At 54.9% G+C, this 19952-nt stretch carries 9 protein-coding genes; 1 reads left to right on the top strand and 8 read right to left on the bottom strand.

What is annotated here, in order from left to right; all coding sequences use genetic code 11:
- Positions 1-32: 32 nt before the first annotated feature.
- The 6 genes from KW848_RS28815 to KW848_RS28790 form a co-directional block, all read right to left on the bottom strand.
- Complete coding sequence (locus tag KW848_RS28815; protein ID WP_218538832.1) at positions 33-1001, bottom strand: hypothetical protein; 969 nt, start codon at positions 999-1001, stop codon at positions 33-35.
- Between the two features lie 158 nt (positions 1002-1159).
- Positions 1160-2116, bottom strand: a complete 957-nt coding sequence (locus tag KW848_RS28810) for a hypothetical protein (protein ID WP_218538831.1) — start codon at positions 2114-2116, stop codon at positions 1160-1162.
- Positions 2117-2424: 308 nt separating this feature from the next.
- The gene (locus KW848_RS28805; RefSeq protein WP_218538830.1) at positions 2425-6192 is read right to left on the bottom strand and encodes an Ig-like domain-containing protein; all 3768 of its coding nucleotides are present in this window, start codon (positions 6190-6192) and stop codon (positions 2425-2427) included.
- On the bottom strand, positions 6189-10301 hold the full coding sequence (locus KW848_RS28800; protein WP_218538829.1) for a neuraminidase-like domain-containing protein: 4113 nt from the start codon (positions 10299-10301) through the stop codon (positions 6189-6191). The genes KW848_RS28805 and KW848_RS28800 overlap by 4 nt, the downstream gene beginning before the upstream one ends.
- A gap of 78 nt (positions 10302-10379) precedes the next feature.
- On the bottom strand, positions 10380-13964 hold the full coding sequence (locus KW848_RS28795; RefSeq protein ID WP_218538828.1) for a Tc toxin subunit A: 3585 nt from the start codon (positions 13962-13964) through the stop codon (positions 10380-10382).
- A 139-nt stretch (positions 13965-14103) separates the two neighbouring features.
- Complete coding sequence (locus KW848_RS28790) at positions 14104-17310, bottom strand: hypothetical protein (RefSeq protein ID WP_218538827.1); 3207 nt, start codon at positions 17308-17310, stop codon at positions 14104-14106.
- A 481-nt stretch (positions 17311-17791) separates the two neighbouring features.
- Here KW848_RS28790 and KW848_RS28785 point away from each other — a divergent pair, with 481 nt between their 5' ends.
- Positions 17792-18163, top strand: a complete 372-nt coding sequence (locus tag KW848_RS28785; protein ID WP_218538826.1) for a DUF6124 family protein — start codon at positions 17792-17794, stop codon at positions 18161-18163.
- Positions 18164-18308: 145 nt separating this feature from the next.
- Here the strand turns inward: KW848_RS28785 and KW848_RS28780 are convergent, their stop codons facing one another.
- Both KW848_RS28780 and KW848_RS28775 read right to left on the bottom strand, forming a co-directional pair.
- Positions 18309-18668 (bottom strand): PilZ domain-containing protein, encoded by a 360-nt coding sequence (locus KW848_RS28780; protein WP_074879553.1) that lies wholly within the window; start codon positions 18666-18668, stop codon positions 18309-18311.
- 240 nt (positions 18669-18908) lie between these two features.
- Positions 18909-19286 carry a tol-pal system YbgF family protein gene (locus KW848_RS28775; protein ID WP_218538825.1) on the bottom strand — a complete coding sequence of 126 codons (378 nt, stop codon included), beginning with the start codon at positions 19284-19286 and terminating at the stop codon, positions 18909-18911.
- Positions 19287-19952 lie beyond the last annotated feature (666 nt).

The following is a 19952-nucleotide window of genomic DNA, read 5'->3' as shown; positions in this document are numbered from 1 at the left end:
AGGCATTGATTGCGAGAACTCAGAAACGAAAATCAAACAACGCTTTCGTCGTACCGGTTGACGATCCACATTTTGACATAAACATCCGCGTCCACATTTACCGTAACCTCACCGTTTACGTCAGTGCTGCTGCGAGAAGTATCGCTGCCCACTTGTTGGCTGACTGGAACGCCACTTACTGGCACTTTCAAAAACGAGGAGGACGAACGAATTCCATGCAATGTTCGCGGGTATCCTGGAAAACTCTCGGCTGGCTCGCTCCAATGTTGAGCAGTCACCAAGTTATGCGCCAACGACATTGTTAATGGCGATGTCTTTTCCCCAGACTCCAACATCACCTGCAAAGAAAAACTTCCATTCTGGGTAGTGTTCAGACAATTCAGTTCCCACGTCGCCCCTTCCTGCGTCAGCAACTGCTCGTTTGCCAATGAAGGTTTGACCACCACGCCGAGATTTTCCCCACCCATTAACAGCCTGATCTTTTTGTTCAGCAACCAGCTGCAAGGGTTAGGCAGTACCGTGAGCGTGTGCTGTGCACCATGGCAGGGATAGACACTCGCTCCGAACGACACCGAAAATTCGTCGAACTTGATCTCCAGTTCCTGCTCCCAATTTGACATTCCAAAATTTACCGGCGGTGACTTCGACATTTCAACAATTTTAGGTATGGCAAATTGCAATACAAAAGATCCGCAAACTGCCCCATCCGCTTTGATAGTCCAACTCAAAGAAGTGGTTCCCTTCGCCATTTCAGCCAACTGCCCCAAAGGTGGGTCAAAAACCAGGCCTTGTCCCTCTTTGCCAGGTTGATACTCCAGCGCAATATGGGCATCCGGATCGCCAATCAACCAACTGTATTCATAGTCCAGTTTCAGCTCGCAAACTTCTCCTGCTAATAATTCCAGATCTAGGTCATCCCACCTTACCCTCTGGCCATTTACGTATGGCATGAATTCCTGATGCCAGGTAGAAAAATGGATTTGTTTAGATTCAGTGCTCACTGGGTAACCTCCCGTTCGATATCCACAACCGGCTTCCATCATAGTGATTGAGCGTCGGCGCTTTTGGATTCGCCCCGTTTAAACTATAGTGTTGCGCGTCACCCTAAAACCAGATAACTGCGTGCAAGGCAATTTATTCAGTGAAACAACAAGCGAATTCAGACAACACTTCCGTCGTATCGATTGATAATCTTCAAACAGCTAACACGTGAACTGTCCTCACCATTCTTACCAGTAACGGAATTAGACGGAGTGCCATTTTCGTACATTGTTGCAACGCCAGGTGCAAGGGTCTTCAAAAATACGGAGGTGGCACGAACATGCCACAAATAATACTCCAAATCTGGAAAGGCCCAATGTGGCCCAGTTATCCAATGTTCAGCCGTTACTAAATTATGTGCCAACAACATATTCAATCGCGGAATATTTCCCTCAAACTCCACCAACATCACTTGCAAGGAAAAACTTCCCTTCTGGGTAGTGCCCAGACAATCCAGTTCCCACATCACCCCTTCCGGCGTCAGCAACTGCTCGCTCTCCAGTGACGGGCTGACCACCACGCCGAGATTTTCCCCACGCATTAACAGCCTGATTTTTTTGTTCAGCCATTGGCTGCCAGGTTTTGGCAGTACCGTAAACGTGTGCTTTGCCCCATGGCAGGGATAGGCATTCGCTCCGAAGGGCACCGGAAACTCGTCGAACTTAGCCTCCAACTCCTGCGCAAAATCTAATATTGCGCCCGGCACCGGCGGTGACTTCGGCACTTCAACAAGTTGAGGCATGGCAAATTGCAATGTAAAAGATCCGCTAGACGCCGCAGTCGCTTTGATAGTCCAACTTAAAGAAGTGGTTCCTTCCGCCATTTCAACCAACTGCCCCAAAGGTGGGTCAAAAACCAGGCCTTGTCCCTCGTTGCCAGGTTGGTACTCCAGCGCAATCTGGGCATCCGGATCGCCAATCAGCCAACTGTATTCATAGTCCAGCTTCAGCTCGCAAACTCCTCCTGCAAATAATTTCAGATCCAGGTCGTCCCACCTTATCCTCTGGCCATTTACGTACGGCATGAATTCCTGATACCAGGTAGAAAAATTGATTTGTTTAGATTCAGTGCTCACTGGATAACCTCCTGTTCGATATCCACAACCGGCACGACAGCCCGCACAACCCTACTGATAGCCGGCGTCTGTTCTTATCCACGCTTTACTAACAATGATTTTTATGCCCGCTGCTCACATTAAAACGCCAACTTCACTCTAGAAGTGTTAATCACGTGGTACCCGGGCATTCCCTTCGGCACCTGCTCTCGTCGCAGCAGCCTTAATGCTTGGATATTCAGCATCACCCGTTATTGTCATAAATAATTGTAGCCAACCAAACTGCCTCATCATTATTGTACGGTGGTTCGAAAATCTCCTGGCAACTATCAAACTTCCCCTTTACTCGTGGAAGAAGTTGGAACCAACTCAAATACAATATGCTTTGCATCCCAACCACCATATCCACCCCGCACGGTAGCGGCTAAACGCCCCCGTCTTACACCTGGCAACCTGAACGACACCCGGGCGATCCCTTTGTCATCCGTGCGCGACGGAAGAAGTGTGATGATTGGGTAATCCCACATCACCTCAACATCTTGCAAAGGCTCACCTGTCATGGCCGAAACTACAGTAACGACCGCTGAAACCAGAGTCCCTATGGGAGCAATTGGATTCGGACTGGAAAGCGCCTGTATTTCCCGTGGATGGTTCAAGAAATACGGCAAAGAAACCGACACCGAGTGAAGTTCCTCGCCCACCGTCGCGGTCAGTTCGCCCGCTCCCGGAGTGGTTGGAGTAAAGCGAATTTTCGCCACTCCATAAAAATTGGTCCTGACAGACACCGGCTCCAGCTCCGAACCTTCCCAGACAACGGCAATTCCAACCATCGGCTTGCCTGACAAAGCAGATACAATCATCACCTGTGCCTCAAACTCTGAGCCCCAGTCAATAAACTCGAAACGGCTGTTGATGGCGGACATTTTTATGACTCTCGAACTGCCCCCCAGTGACACCGCATTAAGAGGCGACAGCGCCAGCAGTCGCGAGGCTGCGAGCCGGAAGGAAAAGCCTCCGTCCTTCTCGTCACCGGCAATCAGCGTGAAGGGCAGTTCATCCTGCAACGGCCGCCATTGCCCGAACGTGACCGGGCTCATTGTCAAAGCCAGTTCACTTGGCCCGGTTCCCGTCAGTCCAAGGGCCAGGTGCTGACCATGCAAATAGCTGTCCGCGTTCGCCGATACAACAAAATCGAACTGACTGTTTCGTCGGGGGAAGAACGTCGTCTCTGCCCATTTACGAACGGTAGAGTTGTCCTCCGACTGAACGTCAAGGTCCAGCCAGGGATCGTGATCCAGAGCAAAGACCTCACAGATCTCATTGGCGAAAGTGCCGTCATATGGATTCACGACCCGCGCGTCGACACGATTTAATCCAGGCACCTTCGCGTCATAGTCATGACCAGCCCATCCATCCGCATCAGTCTCGGACTGCATTTGTCGGGATGTCGAATCGCGCCACTGCACAGGCATTCCCGAAGCCGGCAAGCCGGTGAACCATGACAGGAACTGAACCTCTAGCCAGGCGTGCTCACCTTTACTCAACACGGGGTCAATTGCTGCGTGACGCACAGCACCCACCTTGAGTTTGTTGTGATCCAGCTGGTAAAGCTGCTCAGAAGACTCATAGGAAGAAATCGAGTACGGATGGAACTGAAGCTTGAAATGTGCCTTTCCCGAACTTTTTGAACAGTCAAACGCGTATCGCACGCCGCCTGCCGTGACAAGTGCGGGCGTTTGAGTGTTTGGAGTAATCTCTATCTTTTGCGGCAATGGCTCAGTGATTGAACTCCAAAACATTTCAATCCCCTGCAACGGACTGAATGCATTGGGTAACAGGGTCAACAGGTGAATCGCACCGATGCAAGGATATAGAGGGCTGCGACCGATCGGCGAAGGCATTTGATCAAACACCAGCGTCACTTCATCATCGAAATTCTCAGCCATCAAACGGCCTGTCAGTTCCCGCTTGCGCTGCAAATAGGCGCTTTCAACCTCCAGCTCAAAAATGCCGCTACGTTCGTTGCCGGATCTGATTGTCCATTGCAAACCCTCGTTGGTCAGTAAAACAGGACTCCCCAGGGGTGGTTCGAAAACCAGACCCAGGTCCGGGTCGACGCCCTTCCGCCAATTCAGGGTAATCATTTGGCCAATGAACGGGCTGTCCGAGCGTTTCGGGGCAATACCAAAGGTATGGGGTTTGCCGCGCCAGCACAAAATGCCCGCCCCTTGGCTCACGATAGGCTTGGTATCAAAAAAGAAATCAATGTCGTCTTTCCACTCGCTGGTGGTCAACGCAACGATCGGGAATGGACGCATCAGAGGGGTGGCATCTTCCCGTACTTTGATATGTGCCACCATCTCGTACGGGTCAGCCTCAGCCGGTTTATCGAAGGCACTGGACCAGCCATCGATGCCGGTGTAAGTGGTGAAGCTGCCATGGGGCCAGATCCACTCCACCTGAACATTGAGTGCCGGTTTATTGTTAAGTGTCAGTACCTGCACCATGCAGTACACGCTATCGCCTTCATCCACCGCCGGTGACTTGTTGGCCTCCCGCACTTCGCCAATCTTGAGGTTGTTGTATGCCAGCGACATTGCATTATCACGCGAGTCGTGCAAGAGCATTGGACTTGAGAGAAACAGACCGAATGGCGCGTCAAGCACATCGCCGCATTCAAGCGTCCATTCAAGTTCGGTGCCCGTGACATCCCTCGGCTCGCCAAAGTCAGGCACTGAAGTAATCTCCAGGTCTTCAGGTCCGTACCCACCCTCGCGCCATTCCACGGCAATCTGAGTGTCTGATAACGGGCTATCCGCTGGAATGATCAAGGTAACCGGGTAGGTCGTGCCACGGTCGGGATAGCCGGTTTTTTCGCCCCAGACAGCGGCTTCGCCACCCTCAAACTGGACCTGCACCGTCTTCAATGGATCGTCCTTCAGTACACGGACTTCAAGCAATTCCTGGACTGCAAGGTCTTGGTAGTAAGGACTCGGCACCGATACTTTAATTATCTGTAACCCATCACTGTCGGGTGTGTAGTCGAAAACCGCTTTCCCCTCGCCATCGGAGAGGGCGACATGCAGATCGTCTTCACCCAGGCGCCAGGTAACCTTCACACCCGAAACCGGCTTGCCGGTGTAGTGCGACAACACCTGGACCTCCAGCGGCACTGTCTGGCCATATTCCAGAACCGGCCAAAAAGTGGCACGCTTGAGTACGTTCAACTTCAACCGATGGTGCCCCAGCGATACCGCAATCGGATAAGGATCGGCGGTGTACTTGCTGTAGATATTTAATTCGAACAGATAAGGGGCCTCCCCCTCCAGCTCAGGACAATCAAGCAACCATGGCAATTCGATCCGCTGGTTGATCCCCAATTCAGGCGATGTAATCATCGCTTCCTGCGGGTTGTCATCGGCCCATAAGGCAGTGTCGGTGTCCACCCAATCGCTGTCGGAATGGACTTCAAAACTCAATTCATGACGTTGTTCCTGTGTAGCTCCCAGACACAGATACAGCACCTGGTCAGGATCTATCCGCTGAGTGTCATTGACCAACTTCAGCAATTGCAGCGGCAGCAGTTCAACATGAAGTTCAATGCGGGTGATTCGTATGTCCGCAATGGAAGCGTCGCTCGACGTTCTCTTCGGACTGATCAGGGTAACGTCAAGGTCGTCGCCCTTATGAAGGTCTAACTCAAGCGGCACATACGCCCCCCCTTGATGCAAATCGAGCTCCAAGGGATCCGCGTCGCTGGCCCCTCCAGTGGGGAGCAAGTCGATGCTCAGCTTATCTTTATCCTCAGCACCTTTTTTGCCGATCAGCACTCTGCCCAGCGCTGTCTTGTGCGTGTTTTTGTATAGGAAACCGAGGTGGTAACGTGCGCCCTCTGCAGGCTCGACTTCAACTTCCAGCGTTTGAAAAATCGATGCCTCGTTCTTGAGTTGCGCATAGTTGATGGGATTTCCTTCCCAAGTAGCTCCCTCCACCGAGAAGCCGGCCGGGTTGTTGAGGCTCTCCCAGTTATAGTAGGACTTTTCAAAATACCCATTGAGCACCAGGTTACTGTTCGTGTTGTTTGGCCGCGTCTTCATGATGGCTCCACCTCCGGCTCGAGCTTCGGATCGGCCTGGATTACCCACTCCTGGACTTTTTTGGCAAACGCAGCGTCGCCTACTTTGGCTGTGTAACGGACCTTGATCACGATGTCTGTCATCGATGCCAGCATGGCGGCCTGCTGGGTTCGCAAGTGCCAGGGAAAAGTCAGTTTCCATCGGGAAACCGCGCCGGTGTTCTCGAATGGATTGAGCAAGCCTTCATCGGGCTTGAAGACAGCCATGCCGTTGTCGTCCAGCCCGACAGACAAGGCGACTTGCTGGCCGCTGCTCAAGTTGATCAGCACATCCGCAGGCGCTACCCCGTCGCGAGGACCGTGCAAGTACGCCAGCGATTCGTACGACGGTTGCGTGGCCGTGAAGCTGCCCACCTGCAACAGCGTGGCCCTGGCATCCTCGTAAGCGGATTTGAGCACCGGCAGCGTGACTTCGACGGAACTGATCTGCCGACAGTAGTGGTCCGGGTAGTCACGATCGAACAGTAACTGGCGCAGCTCGAAATTCAGGATGCCTTCTTTTCTCAAATTAGCGAACGCGTCAAGCCAAGATTCAAAACCCGTTTGCCTGCTGGTGGGGTCATCGAACAACTGGCGCAGGGAGATTGTCTTGACCAGTTCCTGGCGTCGCTCATAGCGCCGCAGATAATCAGACTCCATCCGTAACAGATCCGCCTGCAATGAGGAGCCGGCCGTCAAACCGTGACGCTGATCGAGCCAGACATCTGGCCGGATGATGCTTGACGTGAACTCACACGTTTCTGCCTGGAGCGCCCCCTGTGCGCTCAGGCACAACGCCACAGCAGCGTCGTAGGCCTGAAAGTGCAAGGTCTTCATTTGGCCGATCAACCAGCGATACAGCTCCAGGTTGGTGGCCCGTTTTTTCAGGAAATCGAAGAGGCTCAGCGCCTGAGCGTTGGCCTTGAGGGTTTGATCCAGACTGGCCTGGGCCGAATCGATGGCTCGCTCCTGAGCAGTGATTTGAGCATCGATCGCGTTTATTTCGGCGCTGGCCTGGGCCCGTGCCAGCTCCCACTCCTGCTCGCGACGACGATAGCTTTCGGACGTCGCCATTTTATCGGCGGCATGGCGTACGCCATCTGCTGCAATCTGGAAGCCCAAAGCTACAGCCTCGGGCACACCTCCCGGCCTATGGCCGCCGCTTGCAACCCCAAAAATGTTGGGAATCGCGTCAAGGATGCTCGCTGCGGTCCTGAATCCGGTAGAGCCGCTCGCCAGAACGATTGACACATCGAGCAACGTCATGACTTCATACTCGTCTTCGGAGATCCCCCCCTCATACAGCTGTTTGAAATGTAGTTGACGCTCCTCGACCATTATCCGACTGCGCTGCAATGCAATCAGGCTGGCGCGCTGTTGGGCAAGGGATTCTTCTTGCACCTGACGGGCAAAATCGCCCAGTTCGGTCAGATGCCGCTGCTGCATTTCCTCCTGCTCGACACGATCCTGTTGCTCGATCAAGCGGAGCACCTCGTTGCCAAACTCCTGGAGCAATTGCACCGAACGCATTGCCACTTCAAACAATACTCGCCAGCGAAACGCCGGCACCCGCAATTGGCCGCCCATCGGTCGTACGGCTCCCGTACCGCCAGCCGCCAGATGGTTCAACAATGCTCCAGGGTCCATAGCGGTGAACAACGGCATCGACAAAGCCTTGCCGTCAATAGTCAGGTTATGTCGCAGGTTATAGATACGTTTGGCCGGCAGGTCATAGGACTCGAGCAACCGCGAGCTCACCGGCAACTTGAAGGATGTCGTGCCGTATACCCCGGGATGCACGAATTGGGCAGTCGTGACGGGCAACTGGTCGGGCTCCAGTGACAGTGTTTTTTCAAAGTCAGCCAGTGCCGATCGGGTTTCGAGCTCCGCCACCAGATCCTTCAGTGCTTGGGGTGACCATTCGTAGCGGGTTCGACTGTCAGACACTCGGCCCATCAAGTTCAGGGCCCGCACGTATTGCAACTTGGCCGCTACAAGGCTGTCGCGCGTCAGTTGGCGGTACAGCCAGTCGCCCCACGCAATGATGTTGTTCACATAGTCGAGGAAGATCACGATTTGATAATGCCGGGGCGACGAGTAGGCAATCGCGTCCGGGTCGGTTGGCGCAAAGGCTTCGTACTCGATCCTGGCCTGTTTCACCGCCAACGGCCGGCATCGCCAGTAAGCAAGCTGCGCACCGATACTGCCATCGACCGCCTTGGCGGGCGCCTGAGGGTCGAACAGGTAATGCAACCACTGCTGGGCCTCGAGAAAACGATTCTCGTCACGCAAGCGACACGCCACCAAGTGCGGCAAATGGAAGAACAGCTCCCAGAAATACACACCGTTGCTGCTGTCGAACGGGCCGTTCGGTTCAGTCAATTCTGGAAGCGTTGGCTCATTCGGGAACTGGGTCGACCAGTCGAGCACTGCCCCCATTGATACATTGGAGCGAAACACCAGGTCGGCGCCGATCAGCGTGTTCAACCGAACGTACTTGAGCTCGAGTACTGTGTCCGGTTGGTTGAATGCCAGAAACTGAGCGCCTTTATCCGTCGCACCTGCAAGGGGTTTATGAATGCTTGGCAAGGGCCCCTGCGCAGGCAGTGAAGTAGGGACCGTCAAAACAACGGTTTTCCCGTCATCACCTTTTTTTAGTGTGCAAGTAATCGTGAAATTTGCAAACGAAGGCCTGTTTACTTCTAGCCATGGAGTCGACCAACCTCCGTTGAGGGAGTAGCTTCCGGTGATGGAAGATCCGTTATCTCCCGAGTATTCCACCTTCAGCGTGAATTCCTTCTCGGCCCCTGTTTCGCCAGGTTCCTTAAGTGCACAATGCCCCTGAACACGCAATTTGTAGCCAGAACCGTCAGCAACGATGTAAGCCTTGATGCCAAGATAATCGGCGAATTCATCTGTGGCGGTGGAGCTGGAAAGAGAAGGAAAATCGCCTGGTGCTACCCTTTTCTGTACGCTGAGAGGCTCGGCAAACAACACATTGGCCAGATAATCCATGACAGGCCCTTCGTCCGGCAGTTTGCGCATCAGCGGATCACGGGTTTCGTAGATCGCAACGGAACTGTCCGACTTCGCCGTCGCGCCTGCCGTACCATTGGTGAGATGCACAGCCAACCGGCCCTCAGGGTATTGAGTGTCCTGTTCATTTCGCAAGACCACCGCCACCAACCGACAGTCCTTTGATACGTCCTTGTCCAACTGAGACAGGTGCAACCGGATGGGAGGTGACCAACGTCCATTCAACGCAATAAACGCCACTTTGATTTCCAGTTCATAAGGCTTGAGCAAACCCCTGCCCGCAGACCTGTCAAACAGCCCAGTGCGCCATTCGGCCCAAACCATGCACAAACGCCCTTCCCAGAACACCAGTCGGCTGTCCAGCACGCTATCGTCGGTGGGGATGTCCGCCTGCTGCCACTCTCCCCACGCCGTGGGGTTAACCGCGACAGAGTTGGCGGCAAGCTCTATGGCGGCTTTGCGCCAAAAATAACGATAGGGCTCGATACGCTCCCTGCCAACGAAGTAGTAATCGCTCTTCAGCGGGTTGGAGCCGTCCATATAACAGGTGAGAACATTCAAGTTGCAGGTTTCCTCAAAGGTGCGCAGGTACTCTTGCACCCCTTGCTGCACTGAGTCTGCGGTCAGGCGGGCCTGATTCAGATGACCTTCAAGGGCCTTGAACAAACTGCTTTTGCGAATGCGCACAAAAGGCGTGATGTAATCTTCCGGTGTGCACTTGAGCAATTGGCTCGCCGACCAGGGGCCGTAGCTGCTGGCGATATCCCACTCTTGCAGATCATCCGGGTCAAATTTGCGGTCGCTGTAACCCGGCTCGAGCTTTTGATAAACCGCATGGATGTACTGCTGCAGGCAGCTCACGGCTTCCGCCACCCAAGAGGTATTGACCTGCTCGCTGTCCAGAGGATCTGAGCGTAACCATGCGAACAAATCATCAGCCGTTTGCAGACCCATCGGAAAAGGAAATTCTTCCTGGGTATGTTTCGCATTCAAACAGAGGTCAATCAACGCATTGCGCCGCAAAGCCGCCAGTTCACCGAACGATTGCTTGGCCATCACCGTATCCTGTCAGTGTTAAGTTTTCACGGCTCGCCCTGCCCCTCGCCATGGCGCAAGCCAGCGAACTCATCCGGGTTAAGGAAGTTCTTTAACGAATTTGATGGTTCGAAATACGAGGGAGTTTTCGCCCACCAAAGCCTTGACCTTCACCTGCGCCTCTTCGTCACTGGTGAACGTCAGTTCAGCGACACCCTTGCTGTTGGTCAGAGTATTGATGGGGATTTGACGCAAGGGCTCAATTGTCCACGCCACCTGCTCACCCACAAAGCGGTTCCCATACCGGTCGAGCACCGTCGCTCTGAAGGTAACCAGTGTCCCGAGCAGCACAGGGCCGGGAGGCTCCGGAAAAGGGTTGTCCGTATCAAGGTCCAGCGACTCGCGATCCGGACCGATCTCGACTTCCGGCGCGACGCGTTTTTTGCCCAGGTCCAGCTCCAACGATGGAACAGCCGTGCCCATCAGCGGGCCGGGGTAAAATCTCGCCGTGGCGACTCCCTCATTGTTGGTGGTAACCATTGGCGACTCAAATCGACCCAGCTCGCAGCGCCAATGAACATTGACGAATCCCTGCCCCACGTCCGCACGGTTTTTTACCGTCACGGTGTAAGTGGCGAATTGCGTAGGATGGTTCGCCACCAACTGTGATGGGGACACCTCGCATGTGACGTGCACATCCTGACCTATCGCTTCGACGTCATCGGCCAGAGTCGGGTCGGCGCTTTCGGACAAATTGGCACTGACTCGATCCGCAACGGATTCGTAATCATCGAAGACGCTATCCGGGCCCACATTCGCCACGTCCAGAATGGTTTCGGCGTCCAGTCCACTTCGCTGCGCGAACGCTCGAATACGGGTCAGCACATCAAGCTGCACCAATGTGCGGATAAAACCTTCGGACTCATTCGCGTGGACCGCGCAGGCGCGCACTTCCCGGACACTCCAGGCCAAAAGCTCCGCCAGCATTTTCGCCGCCCGTTCCTTAACCAACTCTTTCCCGTCGCCGGCAAGGGGGTCGGGCAAAGCGTTGACGCGTTTCAGGTAATCGAGCAGTTTTTCCTCCGGCTGACCGGTCAACTTGACCGCACGCTTGTAAACCGTGAGGTAATAAAGGGTCGAGAGGGTGAATTCCTGCACAGTCTTCAACCCGAACCATTGGTAACCCACCTGCGTGAAATGCACGAGAAAACCCGCACTCAGTTGCAGCGTCGTGGCCACGTTACTGCGTCGCGAAAACTCGGCCAGCACACTCAGGAACGGATCGCCCGGCGCCTCGGCGGCCTGCCGGCGAGTGGCACTGCCTGCGGCGGCTGGCAAACGATTAAGCACCTCGGACAGTACGCCGTACACCGTAGAACCGGACCATGTCAGCACTGGCAGGACCCGTTCCGAGGTAAGCCCGGCATGCGCGCCCAGGCTTGCTTGCACGACATTGCGCTGGCCGGCCTCGCTGCGCAGCATCACCGCGAGGATTTTCTCGACGATGATCAGTCGCGCGTCGTCGTCGATACCACCAATAGCGGCTGCCACGGCTCGATCGATCATTTCCCGGGCATAGGACTCATACGATTGTTCCGGCGTTTCGGTGAAGTGAACGATCAGCCCGTGTTCATCCACCAGCGCCCGCAACACGTCCAGCCATTGGCGATTATTCGACAGGGTCGGTACACCCACCATGATCAGTGCTTGCTCGGTAAACAACACGGGCAAGAGCTGGACTTGCAATTGGGTAAACAAGCCAAGTTGCGCGTCTGTCGGTTGTGCCGGCTCCACGATGGGCGTCACCTGCTTGATGACCCAATGCACCGGCAACTCGGCGTCGCGACACCAACGAACACAGTCCATGAGGCCGTGGATCACAGTGAGTGCATCCGGTGTTGTTTCACTTCGATTAGTGTTAGTCCGGGGGGCACCGGCCAGCCGAGTAACCCAATCTTCGCCGCCGAGAATGGCAAGCAGCAGGACGGCCTGGATGGGCGTAATCCCCAGCAGGCGCGGTAACCTGGCCATTCGATAGAAACTGGAAACTATCGGCAAACTGCGCGCAAGCTCTGAGACTCCATGGGCATTGGCCACAAAATACGCAAGGCAGAAATAGGTCTCCAGGTCGATGCTCAGCCCCTTGCGTAACTGGTGGACCGTGACCCAGTCCGCGTTGGTTACCGGGATAATCGGAAACCCGACATCGTCGATTTTGAAAGGGTTCAGGAGACTCCCGCCCTCGTTGAAAATGCGATCGAACTGAGCCTTTTCAGTGCCCCGACCGAAGATCGAGATTACCCCGACAAACGCCGCAAAATCCTCGGACGTGCAGGCAAACTGCTCGCGTAATTCCTGGAACAGACCCAGTGTCCGAATGGTGTTGGCCGTCATCTCGTACGTTGGGTCAGAAACCGATTTATCTTCAGCGTTCGATCTCTCTTCAGCGTTCATGGCTGCGACGATCACTGCATCGACTTCGTGGCTGGGTAATTGCAGCCAGGCGTCCAGGCGCAGTTTTCGGTTTATGCGGTCGAAACGGTCGTGGCTAAGGTTCCGGAAGTAATTGAAAATCTCAGACCCACTGATTTCATACACAATGGATATAGGGGGATTGAGCCCCTTATGAATGAAGACCGATCCGGCATGCACCCCCGATACAGGCAGTACAAATGTATCCACAGAACCGGGGCCTGACACATTCTCAGACAAACCGATCGAAAATCCCTCAATCGACAACAACGCTTCCAGGCGCTCATAGTCCAGCTTCGTTCGCTCGTTGAACACTTTCACTTGCCTGAGGTCGCCTCCCAACGGCGCCTGCAGCCCAAAGTAGCGCTGATAAAAATCCCCCGGTTCGCGTGGCGTCTCGGTCAGTATTTTCCGCTGCGCAGGACTAAGTCTCGCGGCCTGGATGAATGACTTGTCATACTTGGCACCCCAAGGTAGTGGGCGAATGAAATACGGAAACGACGGATCACACAGGCGCACGACACTGCCGACCGACTCGTCGCATCGCCGTGTCACATAATCGAGCGTTTCCCAAGGGGTGTGAAACGGCAATGCATTGGGGAAAAAGCGTTCGCTCAAGTCCTTGTCTATGTTCTGCGTCGTGCCGCTCATGTTCTCGATGAAGGTTTCCATTACGCGTGTAATGACCTCCACCGAAGACACCGTGCCATTGACCGTCAGAGTGTCAACCGACAGCGCCTCCAGGTCGGGGCGCCGTCCTGTCAGGGGTAACTTCGTATTATCCGCACTCCCCAGCCGATACAGCGCCCAATGCATCAAACACACCAGATAAGCTGCGGGCGAATGAATCGCTTCAATTGCACTGGGTGGGCACATTTCTTCGAAATTTGGTTTGAACAACAGTGAATAGTTCGGACCACTGTTGAGCCCTGCATACGCTTGCACCGGTGCTTCTTCATCGGCCAGCCGGTACTCGATGAACCGACGTACAACCTGCGTCGCCAGACCGTTGATTCGTTCTTGAAAAGCGCGAGCCTGCTGAACGCTCATCCCGTACTCTGACACCAGCCCACTCACGCCTTTTTGCGCCAGAACGCACACCGAACCCTCTTCGTTCAGGTACTTGCCGAGAGCTGAAAACTCTTTGCGCAAAGGCTCGTCGAAGAGTTGCTCGTACAGCTGTCGAGCAATTTGATTGGGGGAGTGGGTCATGCTGTTACTCCTGTGTCCTGGGCATCATCGACGTGAAACGAATGACGGGCCTGTCATTCCCTGTGGCTCCATTAGGTGACATGACAGGTGTAGCGTCTACTGTCACAAATGACAGTAGACGCTACCGTTTGTCGGGGAGCTAAGGGTTCAAATCAGCACCGCGGCCCTGAGCGGGCATGATTTCAAATCGAGCACTGTCAGCCGTGGCAGATACCTGCTCCCCACCCTCTTTCACGCTTTGCACCGCGCACACCCAGTGCTCGCTTCGGGGTAACTCGTTCGGCGGTGTCGCTTCCCAGTCTTCGCCGACAGCAGGGGATGTGATCAGGTCTATGTCCGGGTTGAACCAGGCTTGCAGCCGAATCTCTGCCCCCGGCATTCCCGTGCCGGCAAACGTCGGCTGGGATTTGACCCATCGGCCAGGGAGCGGCGCGGTAAACTGCGGTGGCTGGGGCCGAAGTTCAACCGGTCGCGGCGTGGTCCATCCAGAGAGGTAGTCCCCGAAGCTTTGTTGAGCCACCAGCGAGGGATGACCGGCCGGTCGGTCAAGCAACAACCAGAGCGACCAGGTGCCGTTTTCCAGGACCTGCGTCGTACCGAGAATCACATCGAGTGCGTCAGCGAAGGCAACGCTGACCGTATCGCCCCCGTAGCCAAAGCCGGAAATCGCCACACGTGACTCGATGGCTTCACCGCGGGCCGGTGTTTCGATCACCGGGTGAGCAGGCACGACGCCGAGAACATGATCCAGCGTGAATTCAGATGCCTGCCCCTTGAAGAACTGTTTGAACCGCAAGGTTTCGGTCCCCAACGGCAAGGTCGCGTCGTAGTACCAAGTGCCGTCGTACTTCACTCGAATCCGGTCCCAAGGCTCAAGCTCCTCCCCCCGCCACACACACACCTGCGCCACCTCCGAACCCGACGCGCGACTGCCATGACCTTCGATTCGGAACGTGCGGGCAACCGTATCCCCCGGTTTCGGCGTGTCGACCGTGGGCGGCAACAACACCGCTTTAAAGCTGATGAGCTCACTTCTGCCAGAAGGCAGTTTGTCGAACGACTGCACGGCGTAAATCTGATACTCGCGAAATTCGAGCTCCAGAAGCGGAACCGTCCAAGCCTCTCCAATCACCATCGCCTTGCCCAGTGGCCGGTTGTTCGCGTAATCGTAAATCGTCATCTCGGCACCGGCATATCCGCCGGTGCCTGTAATGATTGGCTCATAGCCCACTGGCGGCGTCATCGGTTTGATGACTGGTGTGGGAACGTCCACGGTGAAGGGTTTGGTCACCTCGTTGGAGGTCTGTCCGCCAAAGGTTTGGGTCGCCTTGACGGTGTGGGAACCTGGTTTGAAAAGCGCCGGACGGCGGAAGGTCCATCGACCGTCCCTGTCGCTGTCAGGCACGGGATGGGCCGTTGTGATGGCGTCACTGAAGAAGAGCGTGACCACCGCGCCCTTCCAGCAAGTGCCGGTGATGTCCGGGGACAAGCCGTTTTCGACGATGGGATCGATGGCGGGCAGTGGGGCCTTGATAACTACTTGTTGTGGCCCCGTCCAGTCCGACGAAAGTTGTGGTTTTCCGGTGGGCGTGAACAGCTGCCGCGCCTCAACAGAATAGGTGCCCGGGTCCCACTGCTCGAGCGCATCGTTGCTCCACCTATTGTTCTTCACATCGACGATCGGCATCGAAGGAAGTATGGAGTTCGAGGAACTGGTGATCCGCAGTTCGACTTTGGCCGGCGCGTGGCCAGCCCAACCGTTACCGGTGCCGGAAAACTTTGGTTTCTGGTCGATACCAACTTGATGTGTGAGCGTGGGTGGGGGGACTTTTACGTCAAAAATGACCGGCTTGGTGTTCCATTCAGAATCAATCCAGGCATTGCTCAAACCTAGAACTTTCTGTTTCGCATCGATGCTGTAGGAGCCTGGTAGCCAGTCAGGGTAAGTCTTCGTCCAGAGGGTCTCGGTGACGTCAAAGGTTTTTACAACATCTCGCTGGGTATACCAAATTTCAAGCCTGGCACCGATATACCCCGTACCGGTAATGGTTACCGTGCCGTTTGTTGCAACGGCATCAAGTAACTCGACCTTGGGTGGGCGGATATTGTAGCTGCGCTCCCGACTGCGCCCGGAATGCTCACCGCTGCCAATGAATTGCTCCGCCGCTAGGGAAATAGGTCCCGGTGATACGGTGACAGTGACGTCCCAAAATCCGCCAGCCTTCACTGGACCGGTGCCAAGAACGGTGTGTTTGTCTAGATCCTTAAGAATCTCGACGGTGGCACCTGCCAATCCGGTGTGCCCGCTTAGGGTAAAGGTTTGTTCCAGAGTACTACCACTCACGGGAATGGTAATGAACGGCGGCACACCGGCCACTGTAAAAGTCACGGCGTCCGAATAGTAGAAGGTCCCCCCATACATTTGCCATCGAACCTTTACTTTATATTCTCCAATTGGCAGCATTGGATTCGGCAACACTTCCCAATAACCGGAAGTTGGAACAGTAATCGAAGGGCTGTACACAACATTAAGTTTTTCCGCATCGACTATCTGAAGAGCAGCACCTGCAACGGATTCTCCCGTGAAGATGATATCGTTCTGGCGCAGCACATCACCCTCGCGCGGCTTAAATAGCGTTGCATCGTATAATTTGAAATTTCGAACTGCAGAATTACGAGAAGTAAATCCGGGGCTGGATTGCTCAACGACAATTGAATAATCACCATAAGGCAAGGGCTGATTGAGATTGATGGCCCATTGATTTGCATTGGCCGTGAACGTTGCACTCAGCGGCTCTCCCGAGTGACTATTCATCACCCTGAGGTTACAGCCTTCACCGCCGGTCCCGGTAATCCTTAGCTGGCGATCCGCTACGACTTGATTTTGAGCCGGATACGTAATAACAGGTTGATCACTAACGTATACGTATCTATAAATCTTTTCAGAGTAGTGTGCACCATACTTCCAGTACGCTTCATACACGCCCACACCGGAACTAGCACTATCAACGGGATGGTGATTCCATTTCTCACCCGGGAAATACCGCCATTCAAAAGAATTCGTCAAAGCGCCGTTCACCCAGTAATTAAACCAAACGTGGTGCTGATCCCAGTGCGGAATTTTAAAAATAAAAACATTCGATCGATTGACAATCGTCCAATCAAAGAGACTACTGATCTCTAGTGGAGGAGGAATAAAAACTAATCCTGCCTCATCAGTTGTCAGGATGTTCGCGCCGGCTTGCGGTGCACTCTGAGTCAGAGGCTCTACAGGGTTGTCCGATCTCTCATCGACAGAACCTTGCTCATGAGCAGCATCTGTAAAATCAACTTTCTCATCGGACATGATCCAACTCCTGTACTTGGACGCAAACTCGGCCTGCCGCAACTTGACCCACTGCTTTCTTTTACATCGATCGACGGGCGACCGACTACCTGTCAGATATGACAGTGCCGACGAACGGCCCTCCTATACCCCATCACTTTTCCTAATGTTTTCAACCCTTCAGTCCGCGGCTACAGCGCCTTGCGCATTTGCCTACAGATCCGCCAGAATCCGCCGGCTTGTGCGCCTTGGTCTTGCCCCGTAACTTGATCCGCGTCGCTGCCAATCAGCGATCGGGTTTAGTCGCCCGGCGGTTCGATACGATGTGCATAAGCGTCATCCAGTCGGGAATTCCCTATCCCCGCACTTGATGGTGGCTGTACGCAGGGCGCCCTCGGGCGCGCCGGATTTCGTATCTCCGCCGGTCGACTAACCTGCGTCCAGCCGCCACCCTAATTCGTTTAGTCGCGAGACGGTGGTGGCTCCCTTACGGAGATCGACTATGTTCAAGGCAACACCCAATCCCCCCGAAGCCGACCCGGTTTCCCCCTATTCCACCCTCCATTCAAAAAAGCTCAACGCCGCCGCCAACAAGGCGCTGGACCATTACCTCAAACCCCACATCAACCGCCTCCCTTCATCCCAGGACCGTGCCATGGAAATGTTCACCGTCGTCCCCGATGCAAACCCCGAAGCCCTGACCATCCAGACCTACGAGACCTTTTCCTCGGTCAGCATTCTGCTGCTCGACCTGGCCGAAAGCCTGGAGGACAAGCCGCGGCATCTGGCGATGGCGATTTATCAGTTGAGTGAGTTGGGGTTGATGCTGGTGGAGCGGTCGCTGGAGAACGAGACGGCGATCAAGGTGACCTGAGCTTAAATATCAGGCGCCTGCGCTAACGCCTTCGCGGGCAAGCCCGCTCCCACAGGTTCGGTGGTGTACGCCAACGTTTTGTTCGACGCGATCACTGTGGGAGCGGGCTTGCCCGCGAAGGCGCCAGTACAGGCACCGCAGGGCATCACGCAGAAGCAGGCAGCGGCTGAAAACTGAAGTATTGCTTCAAGGCGCTGACCAGTTGCCCATACTCCGGCGGTGCCCGTTGCAGGCTGAACCCGGCGTCGTAATGGTGAGGGGTCGTGTCTTCATGGCACCACAAACAACACCCCTGAAGATCGATGACCTGCATGCAGCCATCGCTGTCGGGGATTTTCAGGCGCAAATCGAAATCGGCGCCGATCATCATCGGCAGCTGGCTGATCAGCATCAGCCCGTCTTCGGACACATTGCCCAGAAAGCCGATGGGTTTGTCGGTGACACTGTTGAACACTCTTAGAAAATACGGCAGTTGATGCCGCTCGATCCGGCGGTCAGTAAACATGCGCAAATGGCCCAGCAAGGCTCTTAAGCAGAGCCGCACTAATGCTTCGGAACGGGCCGGCTTCTTTTATACAGAGGCATGGGCGCGCTCTCCCCGATCCCGGTGCGACAGTCCATAACGCCGCTGCCGCTTACGCCTGCCGATCACAGGTGTTGCGTCGACAGAGGCAAGGCTCTGAATCGATCTATTCGACTATAGCTCACCACCGCCGGTGAGCCAGCCTTTGAACGATCAGGACCATCAGAACTGCGTCGGGCGCACGACCGCAGCCGCACTGCGCAGCGGATAGTGGCCCAGCGACTGCAAGGTTTCCAGGCGGGCGCGGGCGCGGTAGGCGTACTCACTTTGCGGGTACGCGGCGATGATGAACTGGTAGGTTTGCGCCGCATCGACAAACAGTTTCTGTCGTTCCAGGCACAAGCCGCGCATCATCGATGCTTCCGGCCACACGTAAGGCCGAGCTCGGCTGGCGCGTTCGACTTTGGACAGTTCGAGCATCACCTGCTCGCAATTGCCACGGTCATAGGCGCTGTAGGCGTTATTCAAATGATGGTTCATCGACCAACGGGTGCAGCCCGTGACGCTGAGGGCAAGGGCGGCAATGAGCACGAATCGCATGGGGGTTCTCCTGTCTTGCGCTCTGTATCGACCCGTTGGCGAAAATCTTCAATGATCGGGTGCCGGAATGAGCGTGTAGCAGCATAAGACAAGCGGTAACGAATCACCCGCTTCGGAGTATTCGCGCAAGGTGGCACTCAACGTCCTGACCGAGCGAAAAAAAAACCCACTGAGCCGCCAAGGCTCAGTGGGCTTGCAAATGAACGAAGACGTTCCGGTCATTCGACTACGAAGGATCGACTCCGCGACGCAGGCGAAGGCCCATAATTATTGGTCTGGACTGCCGAAATAGTATTCCGACCCTCAGGCAGGTTTTCAGAAGCATTACCTGACCAAGTACCGTCCGACCATACGCGGACTTTCAATAACAAAAGCTTGTCTTCCGTTCTAACCTCAACGATGGCATCTGGAACACCGGTTCCCTTTAATCTGACTGGGTTTTCCACTGTAGCGGCCGTTCCCGGTTCAACGATTACCGGCTCCGCCGGTTGCTGAGAGTTTGTAGTCATGTTGTCATCTCCCTGACTCGTCACCTGTTGACGAAGCTCCAGCGCATTCAATCCCGCCCTCAAGCGCCTGCCTACCTGATAGAACTGACAGTGCCGACAAACGGTAGGTCTATTGAAATCGGTGTGGCTGAAAACTTTCGGGATTGTTCGTTTCAAG

The sequence above is a fragment of the Pseudomonas sp. PDM25 genome (assembly GCF_019219045.1).
Classification (GTDB): domain Bacteria; phylum Pseudomonadota; class Gammaproteobacteria; order Pseudomonadales; family Pseudomonadaceae; genus Aquipseudomonas.
Note: the sequence above shows the minus strand (reverse complement) of the source record. Positions and strands in the feature narration are given on the sequence as shown.

Excerpts from the sequence above, each read along its gene's own strand:
- KW848_RS28790 (WP_218538827.1), bottom strand. The coding sequence starts at position 17,310 with ATGTCCGATGAGAAAGTTGATTTTACAGATGCTGCTCATGAGCAAGGT.
- KW848_RS28805 (WP_218538830.1), bottom strand. The coding sequence starts at position 6,192 with ATGAAGACGCGGCCAAACAACACGAACAGTAACCTGGTGCTCAATGGG.
- KW848_RS28780 (WP_074879553.1), bottom strand. The coding sequence starts at position 18,668 with ATGTTTACTGACCGCCGGATCGAGCGGCATCAACTGCCGTATTTTCTA.
- KW848_RS28775 (WP_218538825.1), bottom strand. The coding sequence starts at position 19,286 with ATGCGATTCGTGCTCATTGCCGCCCTTGCCCTCAGCGTCACGGGCTGC.
- KW848_RS28785 (WP_218538826.1), top strand. The coding sequence starts at position 17,792 with ATGTTCAAGGCAACACCCAATCCCCCCGAAGCCGACCCGGTTTCCCCC.
- KW848_RS28800 (WP_218538829.1), bottom strand. The coding sequence starts at position 10,301 with ATGGCCAAGCAATCGTTCGGTGAACTGGCGGCTTTGCGGCGCAATGCG.
- KW848_RS28795 (WP_218538828.1), bottom strand. The coding sequence starts at position 13,964 with ATGACCCACTCCCCCAATCAAATTGCTCGACAGCTGTACGAGCAACTC.